This window comes from Mycobacterium sp. 155 (assembly GCF_000373905.1).
GTDB lineage: Bacteria > Actinomycetota > Actinomycetes > Mycobacteriales > Mycobacteriaceae > Mycobacterium.
Genome location: NZ_KB892705.1, coordinates 4,283,879 through 4,306,902, shown reverse-complemented (window position 1 = coordinate 4,306,902; position 23,024 = coordinate 4,283,879). Strand labels below are relative to the sequence as shown.

Sequence of the window (23,024 nt, the reverse complement as noted above, 5' to 3'; positions counted from 1 at the left end):
ATCGAGAGTGCCAACTGCATTCTTAGCACTCAACCTGGGCGAGTGCAAGGACGCTCACTCTGGGCTTAATCGTCTCTGGTATCAAGTTCGCGACCACGACCGGACCAAGCCATCTGGGACCCACCCGCGTCAGGCTTTGGCCGCGGCGGCCAGGATCCGTTCCACGATGGTCTGCGACTGCTCGCCGATGTCGGTGTCGTTGCACACCAATGCCTCAGCGATGACATTGGACCAGACGCCCATGGTGTGCTGACACCGATAGTTCGGCACCGTGTATTCGCCTACAGGGCGATCGAGCACGATCAGATCCCCTCGGACCTGCACGTCTCGCGGTGTGGTGGTCCAGTGCGGGTCGCTATTCGTGACAACCGTGCCCGAGCAGTTCTGCCACTGCCGTTGCGAGTTGGCGCGGACCTGCGCCGCTATGTCCGCGGTGGGCGCCAGCACAACTGTTTGCTCGACGAACACGTTCGACGGATTCCCTTCGGGTGGGAAGGCGACCACTTGACGCAACGCGAGGTAGCCGACGTGGTCGTAGACCATGCCCGAGCCGGTGAGCACCGCTCCGGCGCACTCGGCGGGCTCGATCACACCGGTGGTGTCGAAGGGCGCACTGTACGTGTCGACGGTGTCGACCCGCGCGCCGACAACGGTGCTGAGCATATTGTCCGTCAGCAGTAACCGCGACACGTCGGCCGCAGTGACCAATGGTGCTGCAGCTTCCGTCGATTTGGCCGCGATCGAGGTCGGTTCTGCCGTCGACACCCCCGACGTCTGAGTTTCCGACCCAGACGGCTGCGCGGCGTCCGTGCCGGTCAACCGCGGTATCAGGATCACACCACCAACCACCGCGAGTACGGCGGCGAGCACGGCGGCGGCGATCCATATGCGCCGTCCGCCGGATTTCGCGGCTACAGCGGGCGGTGGTGACGTCGGTGACGGCGGAACCGACGGACGCGCGGCCTGCGTCACCTGGTCGGCGGGATACTCCGCGGCCAGCGGAGCCACCATCGTGGCATGGTCTACCGGCGGCGCCGCTTCGACCTGGCTGCTCAGCGCTTGGGCGAACTCATGACAGTTCGCGAACCGATCCGCGGGATTCTTGGCCATGCCTCGGGATATCACCGGGTCCAGATGCGCCAGGTCGGGCCTGCGGTCCGCCAACAGCGGTGGCGGCGCCGAGAGATGGCTGCTGATGACCACCGCGGCATTGGAGTTGTCGAACGGCGCCTTCCCGGTGAGCAGGTGGAAAGCGGTGGCGGCCAGGGCGTATTGGTCGGCGCGCCCGTCCAACGACGAGCCCATCAGCTGTTCGGGCGCCGCATAGGCGATGGAGCCGACCGTCATATTCGTCGCGGTCAGCCCGCTGGCATCGTCCATTCGGCGCGCAATTCCGAAGTCGGTCAACAGTATTCGACGCCCGCGCGCCGCAGGATCGGAGTCGCTGAGCAGAATGTTCGCCGGCTTGACGTCGCGATGGAGCAGGCCGCGCTCGTGGGCATAGTCCAACGCCTCGGCAACGGCGTCGATGATCTCCGTCGCAAAGGGCGTGGGCACACCGGTCGGGAAATGATCCCGCACGAGCGCAGCCGCGTCGATCCCCTCGACATAGTCCATCGAGATCCATAGCTGGCCATCGAATTCACCGCGGTCGTGCACAGCAACGATGTGCGGATGCCACAGCGCGGCGGCAACATCGGCTTCCCGATTGAACCGTAGACGAAACTCGGTGTCGGCCGTGACGGTCGACGGCAGAATCTTGAGTGCTTCGCGACGGGGCAATCTCGGATGGTCGACGAGATAGACCTCGCCCATTCCGCCTGCCCCGAGCAGCCGCTGGATCGCGAATCCCGCGAATGCGTCACCAGGTGCCAATGGCATGCCGGAAGTCTATAGCGCTATCGGCGACTGGATAGCCCTGTTCGGATGCCGCCGTTGCCCCGCCACACGTACGATCTAGCAAACCAGCATCATGGGAACGAGCGGTGCAATGAGCCGACGCAAGCCGTTGATCGAGATCCGGGAGCGGGGTCGGCCGCCGCGGCGGCTCGCGCTCACCGGCCCGATAATGTTCGGCAGGGACTGTGCCGGTGTGAATCTCACCGACGAAGGAGTCTCACGCGAGCATTTGCGGGTGGTGCCCAGCCCGACAGCCTTGTCGGTGATCGATCTCGACAGCCGCAACGGGACCACGCTCAACGGCATCCGATTGACCGGCCGCGCCACGCTGTCCACCGGCGACGTCCTGCGGCTCGGGCAGTCCGAGATCATCGTGCTGTCGGCGCCTGGCGCGCCCGCCACCGCCGAGCGTCCGGTGATCCCGCCGGACTACGACGCGACGCGCCTCGGCCTCGTCGCCGTCTCGCCGCCCCCGCCGCCGGCCCCCGAAACCCCGCCGTCGCCGATCGTCGCCGTGGCAGAGAGGGTGCTCGGCATCGACCCCACCGGGGAGCGTGACCTCTTTCCGGCATACACCGAACTGCCGGCGCGGTTACCGCTGCGCGTGTGGCAAGCCATCCGCGTCCTCAGCATTGTCGGGTACTTCGCGCTGATCGCAACACTTTTCGTGTATCCATCCGTCGGCCTGTTCGTTTTCTTCGGCGTGGTTGTGCCGTTGTTACCGCTACTTTTCCTCGTCGCGCCGGGCTTCTGGCGCAACATCTGTCCCCTCGCCGCGACCAACCAGATCCCGCGAGTCCTTGGTTTCGGCCGCGCTCTCGATCCACCGGACTGGTTGCGCAACCGCGGATTTCTGATCGCGATGGCACTGTTCTTCGGGATCGCGGGGTCTCGGTTGATGGGTCTGGACCACAGCGGTGTCGCCACTGGTGCCGTGCTGACGGTGGTGGCAGCGGTGGCGTTCGCCGGAGGTTACGTCTTCAAAGGCAAGAGTGGCTGGTGCAGCAGCATTTGCCCGCTGTTCCCGGTGCAGCGCGCCTACGGCCAGACCCCGTACATCACGGTGGCCAACAGTCACTGCCCGAGTTGCGTTGGCTGCGCGAAGAACTGCTATGACTTCAAACCGCGCGCGGCCTACCAGGCCGACCTGAACGACACCGACCGGGGATGGACCGGGCCGCGCAAGCTGTTCATCGCCGCATTGCCCGGGTTCATCCTCGGCTTCTTCACCGCCGTCGGCGACGCGGGCATGCACCCGCTGGAGAGGTATTCGCTGCTCGCACTGTTCGTATTGGTCAGTGTCGGGTCTTTCTATGCGGTCGAGGCGGTTTCGCCGCTGAGCCCCGCAATGGTCGCTATCGGCTACGCCGCCGCGGCGCTCAACATCTTCTACTGGTTCGCCGGCCCCGTCCTGGCCGCCTCGTTCAGGACCGTGACCGGGATGGAGGTCGGCTGGCTGCGTTGGGGGATCAGCGCGCTCATCGCCGCACTGACGCTGCTCTGGATCGCGCGCACCCGGGTCGTGGAGCTGCAGTTCGCCTGGACGGCGGGAATGCGGCAGGCACCAGTTCTGTTGCGGCGTTCCAAACCGGATACCAGCGCACCCGTCGACAGTGGAGCAGCGGTCCGGTTCGAAGCCGACGGCGACGCGGTGCCCGTCGATCCGGGAATGAGTGTGCTCGACGCGGCCGAGGCCAACGGTCAGCCGATCGAGGCCGGCTGCCGGATGGGAGTGTGCGGCGCTGACCCGGTGGCCATTCTCGACGGCGCCTCGTGTCTGTCGGGCCCCGACCAGGATGAGCTCAACACGTTGCGACGCCTCGGCTTGGGCAAGTCCACCCGGATGGCGTGTTGCGCCCGGATCAGCTCGGGCACCGTGACCGTCTCGCTCACACCGGAACCCGGTGACGGACGCGGGACGAGCTCGACTCGCTATGACCGCTCGATCGTCAGCGTAGTGATCATCGGCGGGGGCATCGCCGGCATCACCGCCGCCGACTTCGTCCGCCGCGGCCATCCCGACTGCGAGATCCACCTTGTCGGGCAAGAGCCGCACATGCTGTACAACCGAATGGGCATTTCACGGATTGTGTACGGCCGCACGGCCATGCAGGGTCTGTATCTGTTGCCCGAACAATGGTTCGACGACCACCAGGTGCATGGGTGGCTCAACACGCTGGCGCGGCGCATCGATATCCGGGGCAGGCGCGTGTTGCTGGGCACGGGCGAAACACTGCCCTACGATCGGCTGATCCTGGCGATGGGTTCCAGTGCGACAACACCGCCGATCCACGGGTTGCACCGACCCGGAAGCTTCGCGCTCCGGCAGGCCGGTGATGCGATGCGGCTGCGTTCGTATGTCCAACAGCACGGCTGTCGGCGGGCGGTGGTTGCCGGCGGGGGCCTGCTGGGACTCGAGGCCGCCTATGCCCTGCATCTTCTCGGTCTGCACGTCACAGTGCTCGAGCGCGGCGCCCGGCTACTCAGCCGCCAGCTCGACGCCCGCTGTTCGGAGATCGTTGAAATGCATTTCGCCAGGGCGGGAATCACCGTGATCCACCGCGCCGAGACGGACCGGCTCGTCGGCACGCCCGCGGTGACGGGCGCGGTGCTCAAGGACGGCCGCACATTGACCTGCGAGCTATTCCTCGCCGCGACCGGGATCAGCCCGAACGTGGACCTGGCCCGTGACGCGGGAATCCCGGTCGGGCGCGGCGTGCTGGTCGACGACCACATGCGGACGCGGGTGCGGTGGATCTACGCCGCCGGTGACGTCGCCGAACACAACGGAAAGGTGCTGGGGCTGTGGCCGATTGCCGTCCAGCAAGCGGAAGCGGCCGCAGTCAACGCGCTCGGCGGCGACATCGTCCTGACGGCTGAGACACCCGCGACGATCCTGAAAGGTGTTGGGTTGGAGCTGTTCTCGACTGGTCAGGTGGAGGCATCCGGAACCGACGATGTCATCGTCATCGACCGACCCGAGGTACCGTCCTACCGTCGATTGGTGCTGTCCGACGGGCGTGCGGTGGGCGCCACCGTCCTGGGCCACCATCCCGCGGACGTGACTAGCGCGCAGAAGGCGGTTCGGTCAGGTGCCGAGGTGAGCCGCGACGCCTACGCGGCGCTGCGGGCCGGGGACTGGAGCGTGCTCGCCGAGCGCCCGTCGCCCGTACGCTGAGGGTGCCGCGGTCACGGCTGGAACGTGGCGATCCAGCCCCCGATCCGCATGCTCCACCCTGGCTCGAGCCGGGCCGGCGCGGTGCCCACCCGCGTCCAGTCCTTCGCGCCGGGGGCGGCGATGAAGGTCCCCGCGTGCGTACCCGCGTCGGTGACGAACACCGTGCCGTCGGCCACCGTGACGTATGCGTGCACGCGCGATACGTACGGGTCGTAGGGGACGACGATCGGTGACGCCATCGCGGTGCGCACGGACTCGTCGGCGAGCGGAGCCCGTCCGATCGCATAGGGCCGGTCCAACGGGTATATCGCGCCGTCCTCGGTGATCAAGGCACCGCCCCGAAGGTCGACGGCTGCGGTATGCGCCGGTGCTTCCGGGCCGCTGAACTGTGCGGTCCGGCCGAGGTCTGCCGCCGAAGGTATGCGTTCGGTAGCGACGATCTGCGCCGGCGCGGGTGCGGCGATCGGGGCCTCGTCGTGTATCGCCGCGAAACCGCCGCCCGGAACCACGCCCTCCCGCAGATCGGTGTGCGGAATCATTCGAGCGCCCCGATGCCGGCTGCCATGCAGCACCACATTGAGCACCGGATCGGGCAGCGTCGTCTGGACCCAGGCCGGCCCACTGCTGCCAGACAGGCACTGCTTGCCTCGCGGGGTCTCGATGTCGGCGGTCACCGCACCGTGCAGCAACACCAACAGGCCTTCGCTGACGGCTGCGACGATCCCACACGGCACATCGCGAGCTACTACCCCGAACACGGCGGGTGCTATCCGTTCGGCCACCGCCATACCTGGACGCGGCCCGTGGGATGCCGACTCGACAGCGGCCAGTACTGCCGCCGCCTGTTCGCCCTGATCACCGACGTACGCGACGACATCGCCGAATCTCGCGATAAGGCCGTCACCGCCCACCACACCCACTATGGATGGAGTCCGCTGCACCCGGCGCCGCCCTTCAATGTTGCCGCCGTGGCCATCCTAAAGCGCGCAGTGCGCCTCAGCGCGCGTACCAGCCGGCTACTCCGGACGGGCGTGGCTATCCGAGCCGCCAAGGCGTCACGACGGTGTGACGAACTGCCAACCGGCGGCCTGCATCTGCGGGATCGCGTCGGCGATGCCGATGTGGGTGCCCGAGTTCGGGTGGTTCATATGCGCGATCACGATGGACCCCGGCGTCGCCGACGTCAGATTGCTACGGACCCTCGCAGCCGATGCCGTCGCGCCGGCGTCGCCGTTGACCGTGAAACCGAGTGGCTGCTCGCCGAGCTGGTGAACGATGTCGACGGCCACGTCGTCGTAGTACGCGGTGCCGGGCCGGAACCAGACGGGTGCTCTGCCGGTCAGCGCGGTGAGCCGCTGATGGTTTCGCCACACCTCGTCGACGATCTCGTCGACCGACCGGGTGCCGGCGATCCCGTAGGCCGACCGACCGGTGACCGACAGCGGAACATGCCGGGTGCCGTGGTTGCCGATCTGGAACAGCGGATTGGCCGCCAGTTGCGCGGCCCGGTCTGCATTGCGGTCGATCCACCGACAGTTGAAGAACAGCACCGCGGGCACACCGTGGTCCTGCAGGGTGTTGAGCAACGCGTCATCGCATGCGCCATCACAGGCGTCAAAGGTGAGGGCGACCTGCCGACCGGTTGGCGTGAACGACGTCATGATGCCGGGCAGTGCGGTCCCCCACCGCCTCGGGACCCGACCGCGGTTGAGACTCGCGATGCTGCCGGGGTCAGGTGGCACCGGGTTGGCCCAGGCGCGCGGCGCACCGGCGCTGGCCAATGAACCGAGGGCGGCCAGTGAGCCGACGGCGGTTGCCGCGGTGGCGGCGAGAAATCCCCGCCTGGTGATCACAGTCCGGATGGTAGGTGTGCAGATTTGGGCCCCACATGCCGGAAAACTGTGGATTGGCTGCGAGGTGCCGAACCGTGCCGTCCGACGCGGCTCCTGGGGATATGCGCCGACGGAACGCACTGGCCTAGACTGCTTTCCGACTGAGAGGAGTCCTCGGGTGCGGGCTGATGCGGCGCCCAGCACCCAGGCACTTCGGGGCTGGCAGCGCAAGGCGCTGGTGCGGTATCTGACCAGCAAACCTCGTGACTATCTGATGGTCGCCACTCCCGGCGCAGGCAAGACGACGTTTGCGCTGCGGATCGCGGCCGAGCTGCTGGGCGACCGCACGGTCGACGCGATCACCGTGGTGGTGCCCACCGAACACCTCAAGATCCAGTGGGCGCAGTCGGCCGCGCGCAACGGCATCGCCCTCGACCCGAAGTTCAGCAACTCAGACTCGCAGACCTCGTCCGAGTACCACGGCGTCGTCGTCACCTACGCCCAGGTGGCCAGCCACCCCACTCGGCACCGGGTGCGCACCGAGAATCGCAGGACGCTGGTGATCTTCGACGAGATCCACCACGGCGGTGACTCGAAGAGCTGGGGCGACGCGATGCGCGAGGCCTTCAGCGATGCCAGCCGACGCGTCGCCCTGACCGGCACCCCGTTCCGCAGCGACGACAGCCCCATCCCGTTCGTCACCTACGAGCCCGACGAGAGTGGTTTCCAGCGCTCCCAGGCCGACCACGTGTACGGCTATTCCGACGCGCTGACCGACGGCGTGGTGCGGCCCGTGGTGTTCCTGGCCTACTCCGGCGAGGCCCGCTGGCGTGACAGCGCCGGCGAGGAACATGCGGCCCGCCTCGGTGAACCACTGACCGCCGAGCAGACCGCGCGAGCCTGGCGGACCGCGCTGAACCCGGCCGGGGAATGGATGCCCGCCGTCATCGCCGCGGCCGACACGCGGTTGCAGCAGAAGCGCCGGCACGTGCCCGATGCCGGCGGCATGATCATCGCCACCAACCAGACCACGGCCCGCGCCTACGCCGACCTGCTCACCAAGATCACCGGCGAAGCTCCGACCGTGGTGCTTTCCGACGATCCGGGCGCGTCGGACCGCATCAGCCGGTTCTCAGAAGGCACCAGCCGCTGGCTGGTCGCGGTGCGCATGGTGTCGGAGGGTGTCGACGTGCCGCGCCTGTCGGTCGGTGTGTACGCGACGAGTGCGTCGACGCCGCTGTTCTTCGCCCAAGCCATCGGTCGGTTCGTGCGATCACGCCGTGCGGGCGAGACCGCGAGCATCTTCCTGCCATCGGTGCCCAACCTGCTGCTGCTGGCCAGCGAGATGGAAGCCCAGCGCAACCATGTGCTGGGCAAGCCGCACCGCGAGTCCGACGGGCTCGATGACGAGGCATTGGAAGCCGCCGAGAAACGCAAAGACGAGAAGGACGAACTGGAGAACGGCTTCGAGTCCCTCGGCGCGGACGCCGAGCTGGATCAGGTCATCTTCGACGGCTCCTCCTTCGGCACGGCGACGCCCGCCGGCAGCGACGAAGAGGCCGACTATCTCGGCATCCCCGGCCTGCTCGATGCCGAGCAGATGCGAGACCTGTTGCGCCGCAGGCAGGATGAGCAACTCACCAAGCGCACAGCCGAAGCAGCGGCAGCGGGCGGCCCGCCGCCGTCACGCACCACGCATGGCCAATTGCGGGATCTGCGCCGGGAACTGAACGCGCTGGTGACCATCGCGCACCACCGCACCGGCAAGCCGCACGGCTGGATTCACAACGAGCTGCGCCGCATCTGCGGTGGACCGCCCGTGGCCGCGGCGACCACGCAGCAGCTCAAGGAGCGTATCGAGGCGGTCCGCACCCTCAAGGCCTGACGTGCGCGCTCTTACAGCCCGAGCAGCTCCGGCAGGCCGGCCACCGAGTCGATGACATGGTTGGGCTGCATCGCGAATTCGTCTGCAGCCCAACGGTCCAACGTGTTCTGACGGAACTTGCCGGTCCGTACCAGCACCCCGGTCATGCCGACTACCTGTGCGGCCAGTACGTCGTTGTTGAGGTCGTCGCCGATCATGCACATCTCTTCGGGATCGAGGCCGAGCCGGTTGGCCGCGGCGAGAAATCCTTCCGGTGCGGGCTTGCCCACCGCGATCGCCTTGCGGCCGGAGGTCTCCTCCATGCCGATCAGATACATGCCGGTGTCCACCCGCAGTCCGTCGGCCGTGTTCCACGAGGTACTGCGGTGCATGGCGACGACCGGAACACCCTGGGCCATCCAGTCGTAGACCCAGCTCAGCGTCAGATGGCTGAACTCCGGCCCGGCGCCGCCGAGCAACACCACGTCGGGTGTCTCGGGGGCTCGCGGCCCGGTGAATTCACTCGAATACACCAGGTCGACACCGGGCATGTCCTCGTCGATCTGTCCGTTGTTGACCAGGAAACATCGGGCATCGGGATACCGGTCACGCACGTAGTCGGCGGTGAGGACCGCGGCAGTGATGACCTCGCCGGCGTCGACCTCCATGCCCGCGCCGGCCAGCAACTCGGCGATCTGCGCGCGGGTACGGGTGGTGGTATTCGTCAGATAGGACCGGGCTATCTGATGGTCGCTGAGCACCTGCAGTGTTTCGGCAGCCCCGGCAATCGGCTGCCACGACGTGACGAGCACGCCGTCGATGTCGAAAAGCACGCCACCGATCGCCATGCAGCGACAATAAACGCTCGGCGGATGTTCTGGATCAGAAGCGTCATGCGATCGATACGTCGAGCATGCCCGAATACTCCGTAGAGTTTTACCCATGAGCGCCACCGCGAAGTGGACCGAGGCCGACGTCAGCGACCAATCGGGCCGGATCGCCATCGTCACCGGCTCCAACACCGGCCTGGGGTATGAGACCGCGCGCGTGCTGGCCGGCAAGGGCGCGCATGTGGTGATCGCGGTGCGCAACCTGGACAAGGGCCGCGAAGCCGTCGACCGTATCACCGCGTCGACTCCGAAAGCCGACCTCAAGCTGCAGCAGCTGGACGTGGGCTCGCTGGACTCGGTGCGTACTGCCGCCGACGAACTGCGGGCCGCATATCCGCGTATCGATCTGCTGATCAACAACGCCGGCGTGATGTATCCGCCGAAGCAGACCACCGTCGACGGCTTCGAGTTGCAGTTCGGCACCAACCATCTGGGCGCGTTCGCTCTGACGGGGCTGCTGCTCGACCATCTGCTGCCGGTCGACGGCTCGCGCGTCGTCGCAGTTGCCAGCATTGCCCACCGCATTCAGGCCGCTATCCACTTCGACGATCTGCAGTGGGAACACAGCTACAACCGGGTGGCCGCCTACGGGCAGTCCAAGCTGTCGAATCTGCTGTTCACCTACGAACTGCAGCGTCGGCTCGCCGCGAAGAACGAGCCCACCATCGCCGTGGCCGCCCACCCGGGGATCTCCGACACAGAACTCACGCGCCACATTCCCGGCGCCGGGCTACCGGGTGTCAGCCAACTCACGGCTCTGGTCACCAACAGCGCACTCACGGGAGCCCTGGCCACGCTGCGAGCGGCGACCGATCCGGCGGTGCGCGGCGGCCAGTACTACGGTCCGTCCGGATTCCGCGAGCTGCGCGGCTACCCGAAGCTCGTCCAGTCCAGCAAGCAGTCGCACGATGTGGACCTGCAGCGCCGGTTGTGGACAGTGTCGGAGGAGCTGACCGGCGTGAGCTACCCGGTGTAGCTCCGGCAGGCGACCCACATGTACCAAAAAGGAGTTCTTGCCGTTGACCGGTGATCCTGCGGGCCAGCCTCAGCGGCGGGCTCGTCAACGCAGAATCTTGAGCCGGATCGTCCGGGAGACCGAGGCACCGACCGACAGTTTCCCTCTGATCAAACCCGACCGGAAAGCACCCGACGATTTCTACGATGCGCGCGTCGGCGCGGTGCTCGACCTCGCTGGCACCCTCGGATCGGTCCTGATGGCGTCGGGGACACCGGCGGTTGCCACTGGGCACCAGGTCACCAAAGTCGTGTCCGCGTACGGGATCGAGCACTGCGAAGTCGATGTCATCAACACGGCGATACACATCGCGGTGTACCGCGGGCCCACGCTGCCGCCGGCCAGCTCGATGCACATCGTCCACTCCAGGTCCATGGACTTCAGTCGGCTGGCGGCGCTCGGCCGGCTGATCCGGCGCATCACCGCGCAGAAGCTGAGCCCAGCGGATGCGCACGCCGAGCTGGACGCCATCATCACCGCCCCGCATCCCTACAAGCGCTGGGTCGCGACCCTCGCGTGGGGCGCACTGGCATTCGCGACCGCGGGAACCTTGGGCGGCAGCCTGCTGGTATGTCTGGTCAGTGCGTTGAGCACCATGTTGATCGACCGCGTCAACCGCCACCTGAACAAGCAGGGTCTCCCGTTCTTCTTCCAGTACGCGATCGGCGGGGTGATCGCGACCGCGCCACCGCTGGTGATCTTCTGGCTGTGCCTCAAGAAAGGCGTGCCGTTCGAACCGACTGTGGCCATCGCGGCCGGCCTGGTGGTGATCCTCGCCGGCCTGTCGCTGGTGGGCTCGGTCGGCGACGTCATCGCCGGTGCACCTGTGACCGCCGCGGGCCGCTTCTTCGAGTTGCTCATGCTGACCGCCGCGACGATCGCCGGGGTGGCCTTGGTCCTACACCTCGCCAACCGGTTCGGGGCGCCGGCCATCGACATGGGCGCGACCGCACCGCCCGCGCTGGCCGAAATGCCCGTGCGGGTGGCATTCGGCGCGGCCAGTGCGGCAGCGTTCGCCCTGGCCTGCTACGCCGAACGCAAGGCAGCGGTGGCCGCGGCGTTCGGCGGCGCCACCGCCATCGTCGGTTATCTAATCGGGCTGAGCATGGGATTGGGTCCCGTGACATCGTCGTTCATCGCCGCGGTTCCGGTCGGCCTGGTCGGGCAACTGATGGAGCGCCGCCATCTCGCCCCACCGCTGCTCGTGTCGATTTCGGGTATCACTCCGCTGCTGCCGGGCCTGTCCCTGCTCCACGGCATCTACGCGATTCTGAACGAGCAGACTTACGTGGGATTCTCCTCGGTCTTGGGGGCGTTGGCGATCAGCACTGCGCTCGCGGCGGGTGTCTCTCTCGGTGAATGGAGCTCGCTGAAGGTCCGTCGACGGCGATTCCATCACCAGGCTCGGGCGCGGCCGTAGGCGACGAAAGTATCGTGTTACCCGTGCGCACCGTCGAAGAACATCAGAGCACCATCGCCGGTCTGTTCAAAACCCGTGTGCCACAACAACTACCACTCGCGGACACGCTGGGTTTGGTGTTGGCCGCCAGTGTCGTCGCGCCGCTGTCGCTGCCCGGGTTCGACAACTCGGCCATGGACGGCTACGCCGTCGTCGCCACCGACCTGGTCGGTGCCACCGCCGAGCACCCGGTGCGGCTGCCGGTCGCCGAGGACATCCCGGCCGGGCGTACCGATCCGCTGACGCTCAAACCCGGTGCCGCGCACCGGATCATGACCGGCGCCCCGGTGCCGGCCGGCGCCACCGCGGTGGTCCCGGTGGAGGCCACCGACGGTGCCACCGACACTGTGACCATCCGGGCCTCGGTGCGGCCCGGGCAGCACATCCGCATCGCCGGTGAGGACGTCATGGCGGGCGCCACAGTCCTGCAGGCCGGGCAGGCGGTCACCCCCGCGGCACTCGGTCTGGCCGCCGCACTGGGGCTGCCCAACCTCCCCGTGGTTCCGCGGCAGCGGGTCTTGGTGATGTCGACCGGTACCGAGCTGGTGGCGCCCGGCATCCCGCTGCTGCCCGGCCAGATCTACGAATCGAACGCGGTGATGCTGGCTGCGGCGGTCCGCGACGCCGGTGCCGAGGTGACCGTCGCACCGATGTCCGTCGACGACGTCGAGACGTTCCGCGCCACCCTGGCCGCGCATGCCGCCGAGGTCGATCTGATCATCACCACGGGCGGAGTGAGCGCCGGGGCTTACGAGGTGGTCAAAGATGCTCTGTCCGAACAGGTCGAGTTCGTGAAGGTGGCCATGCAGCCCGGCATGCCGCAGGGCTCGGGCTCGGTCGACGGCACCCCTATCGTCACGTTGCCCGGCAACCCGGTGAGCGCCCTGGTGTCCTTCGAGGTGTTCATCCGCGGCCCGCTGCGCGCGGCGATGGGCCATCCCAGGCCGGACCGACCGCGACGCGCCGCGTTCCTCAGTGAGGATCTGACCTCGCCGCGCGGAAAACGGCAGTTCCGCCGTGGTGTGCTGACCGGCGATACCGTGACCAGCTACGGGCCTCCGGGGTCACACCACCTGCGTTGGCTGGCCTCGGCGAACTGTCTGGTGGAGATCGACGAGGACGTCACCGAACTGGCCGCCGGAGCACCGGTTCCGGTCTGGGACCTCAGATAACCCGGCGCACGTAGAATCCTCCCGATGGCCAGACGCCCCGACCTCCAATCCGGTCCAGAACGCCTTGCGGCGCTGGTGCGATCCAGCGTTCCGCCCATGCATTCCGCGGGTCTGCCGTTCGTCGGCGCGAGCCTCGCGGTCGCCGCGATCGGACGCAATCACCGCTGGATACGGCGTGCCGGGCTGCTCGCCGCCGGCGCGAATGCCGCCTTCTTCCGGCATCCGCCCCGGGTGCCACCGACCCGGCCGGGTGTGGTGGTCTCACCGGCCGACGGGCTGGTGTGCCTGATCCAGGACGCCGTGCCACCGGCCGAGTTGGGTTTGCCGGAAACCCCGCTACCGAGGGTCAGCATCTTCCTGTCGGTGCTCGACGCACATGTGCAGCGCGCCCCCATCGGCGGTGAGGTGGTGGCCGTGCAGCACCGCCCGGGACGGTTCCACTCCGCGGAAATGGAGGCCGCCAGCGAAGACAACGAGCGCAACAGCGTCGTCATCCGCACGCCCGACGGGGTCCAGGTGATCGCGGTGCAGATCGCCGGTCTCATCGCCCGCCGGATCGTGTGCGATGCGCGGGTCGGCGACAAACTCGCCATCGGCGAAACCTACGGGCTGATCCGGTTCGGCTCACGCCTGGACACCTACCTGCCCGCGGGATCGAAACTGCTTGTCAGCCAGGGCCAGCGGGCGTTGGCCGGGGAAACCGTATTGGCGGAGCTGGCGTGATCGCGGGTTTGTCATGATCAGAGCCCGTATCAAATCGCCGGCGAGGCCGGTCCGGATGCTGCCGAGCACCCTGACCGTCGCGGCCATCTGCCTGGGCATGACCTCGGTCAAGATGGCCCTGGACGGTCTGCCGACACAGGCCATGGCCTTCTTGGCGGCCGCGGCGATCCTCGACGCCCTCGACGGTCGGGTGGCTCGCATGCTCAAGGCCACCTCCAAGATGGGCGAGGAGATCGACTCGCTGGCCGACGCGGTGAACTTCGGTGTGGCACCGGCGTTCATCGTGTACGCGACGCTGCTGTCGCACTCCCAACAGGGCTGGATCGTCGTGCTGTTGTACGCGGTGTGCATAGTGCTGCGGCTGGCGCGGTTCAACGCACTGCTCGACGTGGACCAGCCCGCCTATGAAAAGGAGTACTTCGTCGGCATGCCCGCCCCGGCCGGCGCGATCGGCGCGATCGGCCCGCTGGCGGCCAAGATGCAGTTCCCGGGCGCCTGGTGGGACAGCGTCGCCGCGGAGTGGGTGGTGATCGTCTGGATGATCGGCGTCTCACTGCTGGTCGTGAGTCGCATTCCGATGCGCAAGGTGCACACCTTCACGGTGCCGCCGAACATGGTCGCGCCGTTGCTGGTACTGGTGGCGATCGGGGTGGCGGCCTCGGTGTTCTACGGCTACATCGTGATCCTGGTGATCATCGTGGCTTACGTGATCCACATCCCGTTTGCGGTACGCACCAAACACTGGGTGGCCGCCCATCCGGAATCATGGGACGACAAGCCTCGGCAGCGCCGCGCTCAGCGGCGGGCCATCCGCCGGGCCCAACCGCACCGGCGCTCGATGGCACGTCTAGGGCTGCGGAAGCCCCCGAGGTGACCAGCCACCTACAGCTGACCGCCCGGCTGAACACCTCCGCGCTCGACGCCCGCCGCGGCGTGGTGCGGTTACACCCCGAAGTCCTTGCCGCGCTCGGACTGCGCGAGTGGGACGCGGTATCGCTGACCGGTTCGCGCACCACCGCGGCGGTGGCCGGGATCGCCCCGGTCGGCACCCCAACCGGCACCGCGCTGCTCGACGACGTCACGCTGTCCAACGCCGGGCTGCGCGAAGACGCCACCGTGATGGTGTCCCCGGTGACGGTGTACGGGGCCCGCTCGGTGACGGTGTCCGGGTCGAAGCTGGCCACCCAGTCGATCTCGTCGGCCACCCTGCGGATGGCCTTGCTGGGCAAGGTGATGACGGTCGGTGACACGGTGTCGCTGTTGCCCCGCGACCTCGGTCCTGGCACGTCGACGTCGGCAGCCACCGGCGCGCTGGCCTCCTCGGTGGGCATCACCTGGACCTCCGAACTGCTGACTGTGACCGGGGTGGACCCTTCCGGACCGGTGAGCGTGCAACCGAATTCAGTGGTGTCGTGGGGTGATGGGCTCGCCACGGCGCCGGTTGGCGGTGCCACAGCGGCCCCCGAGTCGGCAGGCCGGCACACCGTCAGCCCCGCGCAGGGCAAAGCGGCGGTCAGCTTCGACGACCTGAAGGGCAAGCACATCCAGGCGGCCAAGCTGGCCGAGTGGCTCAAGCTTTCTCTCGATGAACCCAAGCTGCTCGAAACCCTGGGCGCCACGGCCAATCTCGGTGTCCTGGTGTCCGGACCCGCCGGGGTCGGCAAAGCCACCATGGTCCGAGTGGTGTGCGTATCCCGGCGGCTGGTCGAGTTGGACGGACCCGAGGTTGGTGCGCTGCACGCCGAGGACCGGCTCAAGCGCGTGGCGGCCGCGGTGCAGGCCGTGCGCGACGGCGGCGGCGTGCTGTTGATCACCGACGTCGACGCGTTGCTGCCGGCCAGCACCGATCGGCCGGCCGATCCGGTGGCCACCCTGATCCTCACCGAGCTGCGCAACGCCGTGGCCACCCGCGGGGTGGCGTTCATCGCCACCTCGGCCCGGCCGGAGTCCGTCGACCCGCGGTTGCGCGAACCCGACCTGTGCGACCGTGAGCTCGGGTTGAGCCTGCCCGACGCCGCGACCCGCAAGGCCCTGCTGGAGGTGCTGCTGCGCGGCGTGCCGTCCGCCGATTTGAATCTCGACGAGATCGCCGACCGCACACCGGGTTTCGTGGTCGCCGACCTGGCCGCCGTGGTGCGTGAGGGGGCACTGCGGGCCGCGGCACGGGCCAGCGCGGACGGCGCGGAACCGGTGCTGGGACAAGAGGATCTGGCTGGGGCGCTCACGGTGATCCGGCCGTTGTCACGGTCGGCGTCCGAGGAGGTCTCGGTCGGATCGATCGCCCTCGACGACGTCGGCGACATGGTCGAAACCAAACAGGCCCTGACCGAAGCGGTGCTGTGGCCGCTGCAGCATCCCGACACCTTCGCGCGGCTGGGTGTGCAGCCGCCGCGCGGCGTACTCCTGTACGGCCCGCCGGGCTGCGGCAAGACGTTTTTGGTGCGGGCACTGGCCAGCTCGGGCCGGCTATCGGTGCATGCCGTCAAAGGTGCTGAGCTGATGGACAAATGGGTCGGCTCGTCGGAGAAGGCCGTCCGCGAACTGTTCGCCCGGGCCCGCAATTCTGCGCCGTCGCTGGTGTTCCTCGACGAGATCGACGCGCTGGCACCACGGCGGGGACAGAGTGTGGATTCCGGAGTGACCGACCGCGTGGTGGCCGCGCTACTGACCGAGCTCGACGGTATCGATCCACTGCGCGACGTCATCGTGCTCGGTGCGACCAACCGGCCCGACCTCATCGACCCCGCATTGCTGCGGCCGGGCCGGCTCGAGCGGCTGGTATTCGTCGAACCGCCCGACGTCGATGCCCGCCGCGAAATCCTGCGTACCGCAGGCAGATCCATTCCGCTGGCCACCGACGTCGATCTGGACGCGCTCGCCACCGAGTTGGACGGTTACAGTGCCGCCGACTGCTCGGCGCTGCTGCGGGAGGCGGCGCTGACGGCGATGCGACGCTCGATCGACGCAGCCGACGTCACCGCCGCGGACGTCGCGGCGGCCCGCGAAACCGTTCGCCCGTCATTGGATGCCGGGCAGGTGGAGTCGCTGCGGGAATTCGCAGCCGGGCGCTAGCCCTCCGCGGCGATGGCGGCGAGCCGGTCGATCGAGCCCAGCAGCTTGTCCGCCGTGGTGGCGCGGGCCCGCACCAACCGCTTCTGGTCGGTCAGCGCTGTCCAGTCGTAAGTGTGGGTGACGTTGGTATGCCCGTCGTCAAGCGGCGTGAGTTCCCAGCGCCACAGGTGCCCCGGCGGCTCGGCGCCGACCTCCGACGGCCGCCACGCGATCCGTCGACCCTCCTCGAATTCCACGATGTGGTTCTCGCGCACACCGCCCGTCGTGAGGGTCATGGTGAACACGTCCCCTACCGCATGCACCCGCTGCCCGGCCTCGGCCTGCACCAGGTTGTCGTTGCCGTCCCAGCGTGGTTGTTGGGCGGGGTCGGCGATCAGTTCGAAGATGGTCGCCGCCGGGGCAGCGATCTCCCGGCTGGCGCTGACGATCTGAGGATTGGTTTCGGCCACACCCCAATTCAACCTGACTCAGCGGTACCAGTCAGGCAGCTCACCGGGCAGCAGGTCAGTGGTGTCGCCCGGCCGGGTGAGGGTCAGCACTGCCCGCACGATCTCCGGGCGGGCCTGCAGCGCGTCGACGATGGTGCTGAGCCGAGCGGCAACATTGGATTCGGCGGCGTCACCGACCAGGTCGACCGCGGCGACAAGGTAGATGCGATCAGCACCGACCCACTCCATATGCAGGTAGCTGATCCGTTCGACGTCGCGATGGTCCCGCAGCGCACGCAGCACATTGTTGCGGGCAAGTGGGGTGACCGCCTCGCCGGTGAGGAAGTCCATGTTGCGTCCGATGAGGAACAGTGCGACGCAGCCGAGCAGCAGACCGACCAGGATGGAGCCGATCGCGTCCCACAGCGCATTCCCCGTGAGCTGATGGGCCAGGATGCCGCTCGTCGCGATCACGATGCCGATCAGGGCCGACAGATCCTCGGCGAAGACCGCGCGCAGCATGGGGTTGGATGTCACCCGAATGTAGCGCAGCGGATGGATCCGCCGCTGCACCGCGCCCGAGCGGGTCTGTGAAAGCGCCTGCAGGAACGAGGTTCCCTCCAATACGAAGGACACCGCCAGCACCGCGTACGCCCAGCCGTACGACGTGGCCGCGGCTTCCTCGCTCAGCGACTGGATCCCGTGCCAGATCGACACCACGGCACCCACGGTGAACAACCCGAAGGCCGCGAACATCGACCAGATGTAGCCGGCCCTGCCGTAACCGAGCCGGTGTTCGGCGTCGGCAGGTTTGTTCGACTTGCGGGTGCCGATCAGCAAAAACACTTCGTTGCCGGTATCCGCCCACGAGTGAGCGGACTCTGCCAGCATCGAAGCGCTCCCGGTGACCACCGCGGCCAGGGTCTTGGCGACGGCGATCAATGCGTTGGCGCCGAGCGCGACGACGACGGTCAGAAAACTTTCGTCGCCGGAGTCACTCATGCCTTGAACCTTAGGGTCCGACCGAGCCCTCAGCAGATGTCGGGCACCAGGCGGTGGGACCAGAGGCGCTCGACGATGGCGATGTTCTAGCCTGGCTGAGATGGATGTCTCATTGCGCGCAGGTATCCCGCCGTTCCACGTGATGGACGTGTGGCTGGCCGCCGCCGAACGTCAGCGCACCCATGGTGACCTGGTCAACCTGTCGGCCGGTCAGCCCAGCGCGGGGCCGCCGACCGCGGTGCGCGAGGCCGCTGTTGCGGCGATCCATGGCAACCGGCTGGGCTACACCGTCGCGCTGGGGATCCCGGAATTGCGTGCCCAGATCGCCGCGTCGTACCGCAAGTACGGCCTCGACCTCGGCGTCGACGACGTCGTGCTCACCACCGGATCGTCCGGCGGATTCCTGCTGACGTTCCTCGCGTGTTTCGACGTCGGGGATCGGGTGGCGATCGCCAGCCCCGGGTACCCGTGTTACCGCAACATCCTCACCGCGCTCGGCTGCGAAGTCGTCGAGATTCCGTGCGGCCCGGAGACCCGGTTCCAGCCCACGGTTTCCATGCTCGAAGAGTTGGATCCGGCGGTCGCCGGTGTGATCGTGGCCAGCCCCGCGAATCCTACGGGGACCGTTATCGCACCCGCTGAGCTCGCCGCGATCGCCACGTGGTGCGAGGACTCGGGCGTGCGGCTGATCAGTGACGAGGTGTACCACGGCCTGGTCTACGACGATGCGCCCGCGACCAGCTGCGCCTGGGAGACCTCCCGAGATGCCGTGGTGGTCAACAGCTTTTCGAAGTACTTCGCGATGACCGGCTGGCGGCTGGGCTGGCTGCTGGTGCCCGAGGAACTCCGCCGCGCGGTGGACTGCCTCACCGGCAATCTCAACATCTGCCCGCCCGCGCTCGCTCAACATGCCGCGGTGGCGGCGTTCACGCCCGAGTCACTCGCCGAGGCCGACGGGCTACTGGCCCACTACGCCGACAATCGCGGGCTGCTCCTCGATGGACTGCGCGCCATCGGGATCGACCGGCTGGCACCGACCGACGGCGCGTTCTACGTGTACGCCGATGTCAGCGACCTCACCGACGACTCGTTGTTCTTCTGCTCAAAGTTGTTGGCCGACACCGGGGTTGCGATCACACCCGGCATCGACTTCGACACCACCCGGGGCGGTTCCTACGTCCGGCTGTCGTTCGCCGGACCGACAAGCGACATCGAAGAGGCGCTGCGCCGGATCGGGCCGTGGGTGCGGAGCTGAGCCCAGAAGTTGTCGGCAGCCTCGAGTAGCATCGAATTGTGTTCGAAAGTTTGTTCGAAGTCGATCTCGCCGCCAGCGAAAATGAGCTGCGCGCCCAGGTCGAGACCTTCGAACGGCTGAAGTCGGCCGCAGCCGCCGCGCAGGCGCGGGCAACCGCGTTGTGGGCCGCCAAACGTCGCGCCGCCGAGGCTGTCGCCGGTGTGCCGGCCAAGCGGCGGGGCCGCGGGTTGGCCAGTGAGGTGGCGTTGGCACGCCACGATGCTCCCGTCTGCGGCGGCACCCATCTGGGCATGGCCCAGGCCCTCGTCCACGAAATGCCATACACCCTGGCAGCTTTGGAGTGCGGCGCGTTGTCGGAATGGCGGGCCACCCTGATCGTGCGCGAATCGGCCTGTCTGAGCATCGAACACCGACGCCGGTTGGACGCCGAGCTATGCGCAGACGTGTCCCGCCTGGAGGGTTGGGGTAATTCGCGGATCACCGCCGAGGCCAAAAAGATCGCCGCGAATCTGGATGTCGCTGCGGTCGTCGAGCGTTCGGCCAAGGCCGCCGAAGACCGGTGTGTGACGATCAGGCCGGCACCGGACACGATGACGTACGTGACCGTGCTGCTGCCGGTCCACCAGGGGGTCGCGGTGTATGCGGCCTTGAAGCGCGCCGCCGACACCACATTCGACGAACGCTCACGCGGACAGATCATGGCGGACACAGTGTTCGAACGGGTTACCGGCAGGCCGGCAGCACAACCTGTGCCGATCGCGCTGAACCTGGTGATGGCGGATACCACCTTGGCCGGTGACGACCACGCCCCCGCATGGGTCGGCGGCTACGGGCCCGTCCCCGCGGGTTTCGCGCGTGCCTTGATCAGCGACGCCGCCGCCCAGGTGAAGGCGACCCTGCGACGCCTGTATCGGCATCCCCGAAGCGGACAGTTGGTCGCGATGGAGTCGCAAGCACGACTTTTCCCGAAAGGCTTGGCGGCACTACTCGACCTGAGGGACCAGACCTGCCGGACTCCCTACTGCGATGCGCCGATTCGCCATCACGACCATGCGGTGCCGAAACACCAAGGTGGTCCGACGAGCGCGCGCAATGGGCTCGGCGCGTGCGAAGCGTGCAACTACGCCAAGGAAGCACCCGGCTGGTCGGTCACCACGAGTGAGATCGACGGCGTGCACGGCGCTGAGTTCGTGACTCCGACCGGGGCGGTCTACCGGTCGACCGCCCCGCCGCTACCGGGACCGCCGGTGAGAACGGTGAGCGTGATCGAGGGCCAATTGAGTATCGACGTGGTCACGTTCGACGCTGCGTGACATACCAATCCAGCAGATCCGGGTTGTCCACGGCGCTGCGCTCGACGACCTTGACGGGATCGGCGCCCTGGAACAGCTTCTTGATCGGCACCTCGAGCTTCTTTCCGGTCCGGGTGTGCGGAACGCCTGGGGCGACGATGATCTCGTCGGGCACGTGGCGGGGTGACACCTCGGTGCGGATGGTCTGCTTGATGCGGTCACGCAACTCGTCTGTGAGTTCGACCCCGTCGGCCAGCACCACGAACAACGGCATCCAATAGCCGCCGTCGGGTTGCTCGGCGCCGATCACCAAGGCCTCGACGATCTCCGGCAGTCGTTCGACGGACTGGTAGATGTCGGCACTACCCATCCGGATACCGTGCCGGTTCAGAGTCGAGTCTGAGCGGCCGTGCACCACGATGCTGCCGTGATCTGTGATGGTGATCCAGTCGCCGTGCCGCCACACACCGGGGAACATCTCGAAATAGGCTTCGCGATAACGGGATCCGTCGGAATCATTCCAAAAGAAGAGTGGCATGGACGGCATCGGTTTGGTGATCACCAGTTCGCCCACCTCGCCGCGCACGGGATTGCCCGCCTCGTCCCAGGCGTCGAGCGCGACGCCGAGGAACGGCGCAGACAACTCTCCCGGCCATACCGGAACGGTCGGAACGCCGCCGATGAACGCCGACACCACATCGGTGCCGCCACTGATCGAGTTCACTTGGACTCGCTCACCGACGTTGTCCCGCAGCCACAGTCCCGACGACGGCGGCAACGAGGAGCCGGTGATACCGACAGCTCGCAGCGCCGACAGGTCGTGCTGCTTGCGGGGAACCGACCCGGCTTTCGCGCAGGCGAGCACATAACCGGGGCTGGTGCCGAGAACCGTGGCACCGATCGTGGCCGCGATACTCCACAGTGCGTCGGCCTGCGGATAGGTCGGGCTGCCGTCGTAACAGACAATGGTGGCCCCCACCAGCAAGCCGGCCACCTGGAAGTTCCACATCATCCAGCTGGGGCTGGTGTACCAGAAGAACGTGTCGTCGCGGCCGATATTACTCTGCAATGCAACGGCTTTGAGGTGCTCCACCAGAACGCCGCCGTGCCCGTGGACGATACCCTTGGGCAGCCCCGTGGTCCCGGACGAGTACAGGATCCACAGTGGGTGATCGAAATCGACTGCGATGGTGGCCAGCTCGGCGTCGCCAGGCGCACTAGCCGACTCCCAATCGACCCAGTCACTCCGGGCCGAACCCAGCCGCGCGACCAGCACGGCCGCCTTGAGCGTCGGCAGCCCGGCTCGCAGCGCGACGATATCAGCGGACTTGTCGTGGTCCTTGCCGCCGAACCGATAACCGTCCGCGGTCACCAGGACCGTCGGCTCCAGCTGGCCGAGCCGGTCCAGCGCAGCCTTCGCGGTGTAGTCCTGCCCGCACGCACTCCAGATCGCCCCGATGCTCGCGGTGGCGAGAAACGCGATGATGGCCTCGGCGATGTTCGGCAGGTAGCCGGCTACCCGGTCCCCCGGCAGCACCCCCAGCGAGCGCAGGGTGTTCGCGAAAGTCGCGGTGCGCGCCAGCAATTCGGACCAGGACAGCTCGGTGACGGCACCGCCCTCGGCGACCGTCAGGATCACGGGACGGTCGGTGCGGGCGTTGCGGAGAATCTGGTCGACGTAGTTGAGCCGGGCCCCGCCGAACCAGCGCGCCCCCGGCATCGTCTCACCTGTGAGCACCTCGGCGGGCCGCTCACCGAGGTCGAAGTAGTCCCACAGCGCACCCCAGAAGTCTGCGGGTTCATCGACCGACCACTGCCACAGATCGTGGTAATCGGCCAGTTCGCGGCCTGCCCGCGCCGCCACGAATCGTGCGAAGAACGTGACTTGCGCGGAGTCGATGTCGGCCGGCGTCGGCTCCCATTGAGGCGCGGTGCTCATTTTG

General features: G+C 67.6%; 17 protein-coding genes. 10 read left to right on the top strand and 7 right to left on the bottom strand.

Going from position 1 to position 23,024, the window contains the following annotated elements:
• Positions 1 to 129: 129 nt before the first annotated feature.
• Positions 130 to 1,881, bottom strand: coding sequence for a serine/threonine-protein kinase PknH/PknJ (locus B133_RS23925; protein ID WP_018603704.1), 1,752 nt, complete (start codon positions 1,879 to 1,881; stop codon positions 130 to 132).
• 109 nt (positions 1,882 to 1,990) lie between these two features.
• Here B133_RS23925 and B133_RS0120510 point away from each other — a divergent pair, with 109 nt between their 5' ends.
• On the top strand, positions 1,991 to 5,077 hold the full coding sequence (locus B133_RS0120510) for an FAD-dependent oxidoreductase (RefSeq protein ID WP_018603701.1): 3,087 nt from the start codon (positions 1,991 to 1,993) through the stop codon (positions 5,075 to 5,077).
• An 11-nt stretch (positions 5,078 to 5,088) separates the two neighbouring features.
• Here the strand turns inward: B133_RS0120510 and B133_RS0120505 are convergent, their stop codons facing one another.
• Together B133_RS0120505 and B133_RS0120500 are read right to left on the bottom strand one after the other, a co-directional pair.
• A complete protein-coding gene (locus tag B133_RS0120505) occupies positions 5,089 to 6,018 on the bottom strand; it encodes an FHA domain-containing protein (protein ID WP_157625927.1) in 930 nt (309 codons plus the stop codon).
• Between the two features lie 114 nt (positions 6,019 to 6,132).
• Positions 6,133 to 6,930 carry a polysaccharide deacetylase family protein gene (locus B133_RS0120500; protein ID WP_018603698.1) on the bottom strand — a complete coding sequence of 266 codons (798 nt, stop codon included), beginning with the start codon at positions 6,928 to 6,930 and terminating at the stop codon, positions 6,133 to 6,135.
• A gap of 157 nt (positions 6,931 to 7,087) precedes the next feature.
• On the opposite strand from B133_RS0120500, the gene B133_RS0120495 reads away from it, so the two are divergent.
• Positions 7,088 to 8,794: a DEAD/DEAH box helicase gene (locus B133_RS0120495; protein WP_018603696.1), complete on the top strand. Its 1,707-nt coding sequence runs from the start codon at positions 7,088 to 7,090 to the stop codon at positions 8,792 to 8,794.
• Between the two features lie 11 nt (positions 8,795 to 8,805).
• On the opposite strand, the gene B133_RS0120490 is transcribed toward B133_RS0120495, so the two are convergent.
• Positions 8,806 to 9,621, bottom strand: coding sequence for an HAD-IIA family hydrolase (locus B133_RS0120490; RefSeq protein WP_018603695.1), 816 nt, complete (start codon positions 9,619 to 9,621; stop codon positions 8,806 to 8,808).
• Positions 9,622 to 9,715: 94 nt separating this feature from the next.
• Here B133_RS0120490 and B133_RS0120485 point away from each other — a divergent pair, with 94 nt between their 5' ends.
• From B133_RS0120485 to B133_RS0120460, 6 genes are all read left to right on the top strand, one after another.
• Positions 9,716 to 10,639, top strand: coding sequence for an SDR family NAD(P)-dependent oxidoreductase (locus tag B133_RS0120485; protein ID WP_018603693.1), 924 nt, complete (start codon positions 9,716 to 9,718; stop codon positions 10,637 to 10,639).
• A gap of 97 nt (positions 10,640 to 10,736) precedes the next feature.
• Positions 10,737 to 12,098, top strand: coding sequence for a threonine/serine exporter ThrE family protein (locus tag B133_RS23065; protein WP_018603691.1), 1,362 nt, complete (start codon positions 10,737 to 10,739; stop codon positions 12,096 to 12,098).
• Between the two features lie 23 nt (positions 12,099 to 12,121).
• The gene (glp, locus tag B133_RS0120475; protein ID WP_018603689.1) at positions 12,122 to 13,309 is read left to right on the top strand and encodes a gephyrin-like molybdotransferase Glp; all 1,188 of its coding nucleotides are present in this window, start codon (positions 12,122 to 12,124) and stop codon (positions 13,307 to 13,309) included.
• Positions 13,310 to 13,333: 24 nt separating this feature from the next.
• Entirely contained in the window at positions 13,334 to 14,032 is a 699-nt protein-coding gene (locus tag B133_RS0120470) for a phosphatidylserine decarboxylase (RefSeq protein WP_026256687.1), read from the top strand.
• Between the two features lie 13 nt (positions 14,033 to 14,045).
• On the top strand, positions 14,046 to 14,906 hold the full coding sequence (pssA, locus tag B133_RS0120465) for a CDP-diacylglycerol--serine O-phosphatidyltransferase (protein WP_018603684.1): 861 nt from the start codon (positions 14,046 to 14,048) through the stop codon (positions 14,904 to 14,906).
• Positions 14,903 to 17,104 (top strand): AAA family ATPase, encoded by a 2,202-nt coding sequence (locus tag B133_RS0120460; protein ID WP_018603683.1) that lies wholly within the window; start codon positions 14,903 to 14,905, stop codon positions 17,102 to 17,104. Before pssA ends, B133_RS0120460 begins: the two co-directional genes overlap by 4 nt.
• Here B133_RS0120460 and B133_RS0120455 read toward each other — a convergent pair.
• A complete protein-coding gene (locus B133_RS0120455; RefSeq protein WP_018603682.1) occupies positions 17,101 to 17,553 on the bottom strand; it encodes an SRPBCC family protein in 453 nt (150 codons plus the stop codon). The two genes, B133_RS0120460 and B133_RS0120455, sit on opposite strands and share 4 nt — an antisense overlap.
• 18 nt (positions 17,554 to 17,571) lie before the next feature.
• Positions 17,572 to 18,534, bottom strand: coding sequence for a cation diffusion facilitator family transporter (locus tag B133_RS0120450; RefSeq protein WP_018603681.1), 963 nt, complete (start codon positions 18,532 to 18,534; stop codon positions 17,572 to 17,574).
• Between the two features lie 100 nt (positions 18,535 to 18,634).
• On the opposite strand from B133_RS0120450, the gene B133_RS0120445 reads away from it, so the two are divergent.
• Positions 18,635 to 19,789 carry a pyridoxal phosphate-dependent aminotransferase gene (locus B133_RS0120445; RefSeq protein ID WP_018603680.1) on the top strand — a complete coding sequence of 385 codons (1,155 nt, stop codon included), beginning with the start codon at positions 18,635 to 18,637 and terminating at the stop codon, positions 19,787 to 19,789.
• Between the two features lie 38 nt (positions 19,790 to 19,827).
• Complete coding sequence (locus tag B133_RS0120440) at positions 19,828 to 21,102, top strand: DUF222 domain-containing protein (protein WP_018603678.1); 1,275 nt, start codon at positions 19,828 to 19,830, stop codon at positions 21,100 to 21,102.
• Here the strand turns inward: B133_RS0120440 and B133_RS0120435 are convergent.
• Positions 21,083 to 23,020 (bottom strand): acetoacetate--CoA ligase, encoded by a 1,938-nt coding sequence (locus tag B133_RS0120435; protein WP_018603675.1) that lies wholly within the window; start codon positions 23,018 to 23,020, stop codon positions 21,083 to 21,085. The genes B133_RS0120440 and B133_RS0120435 overlap by 20 nt on opposite strands.
• Positions 23,021 to 23,024 lie beyond the last annotated feature (4 nt).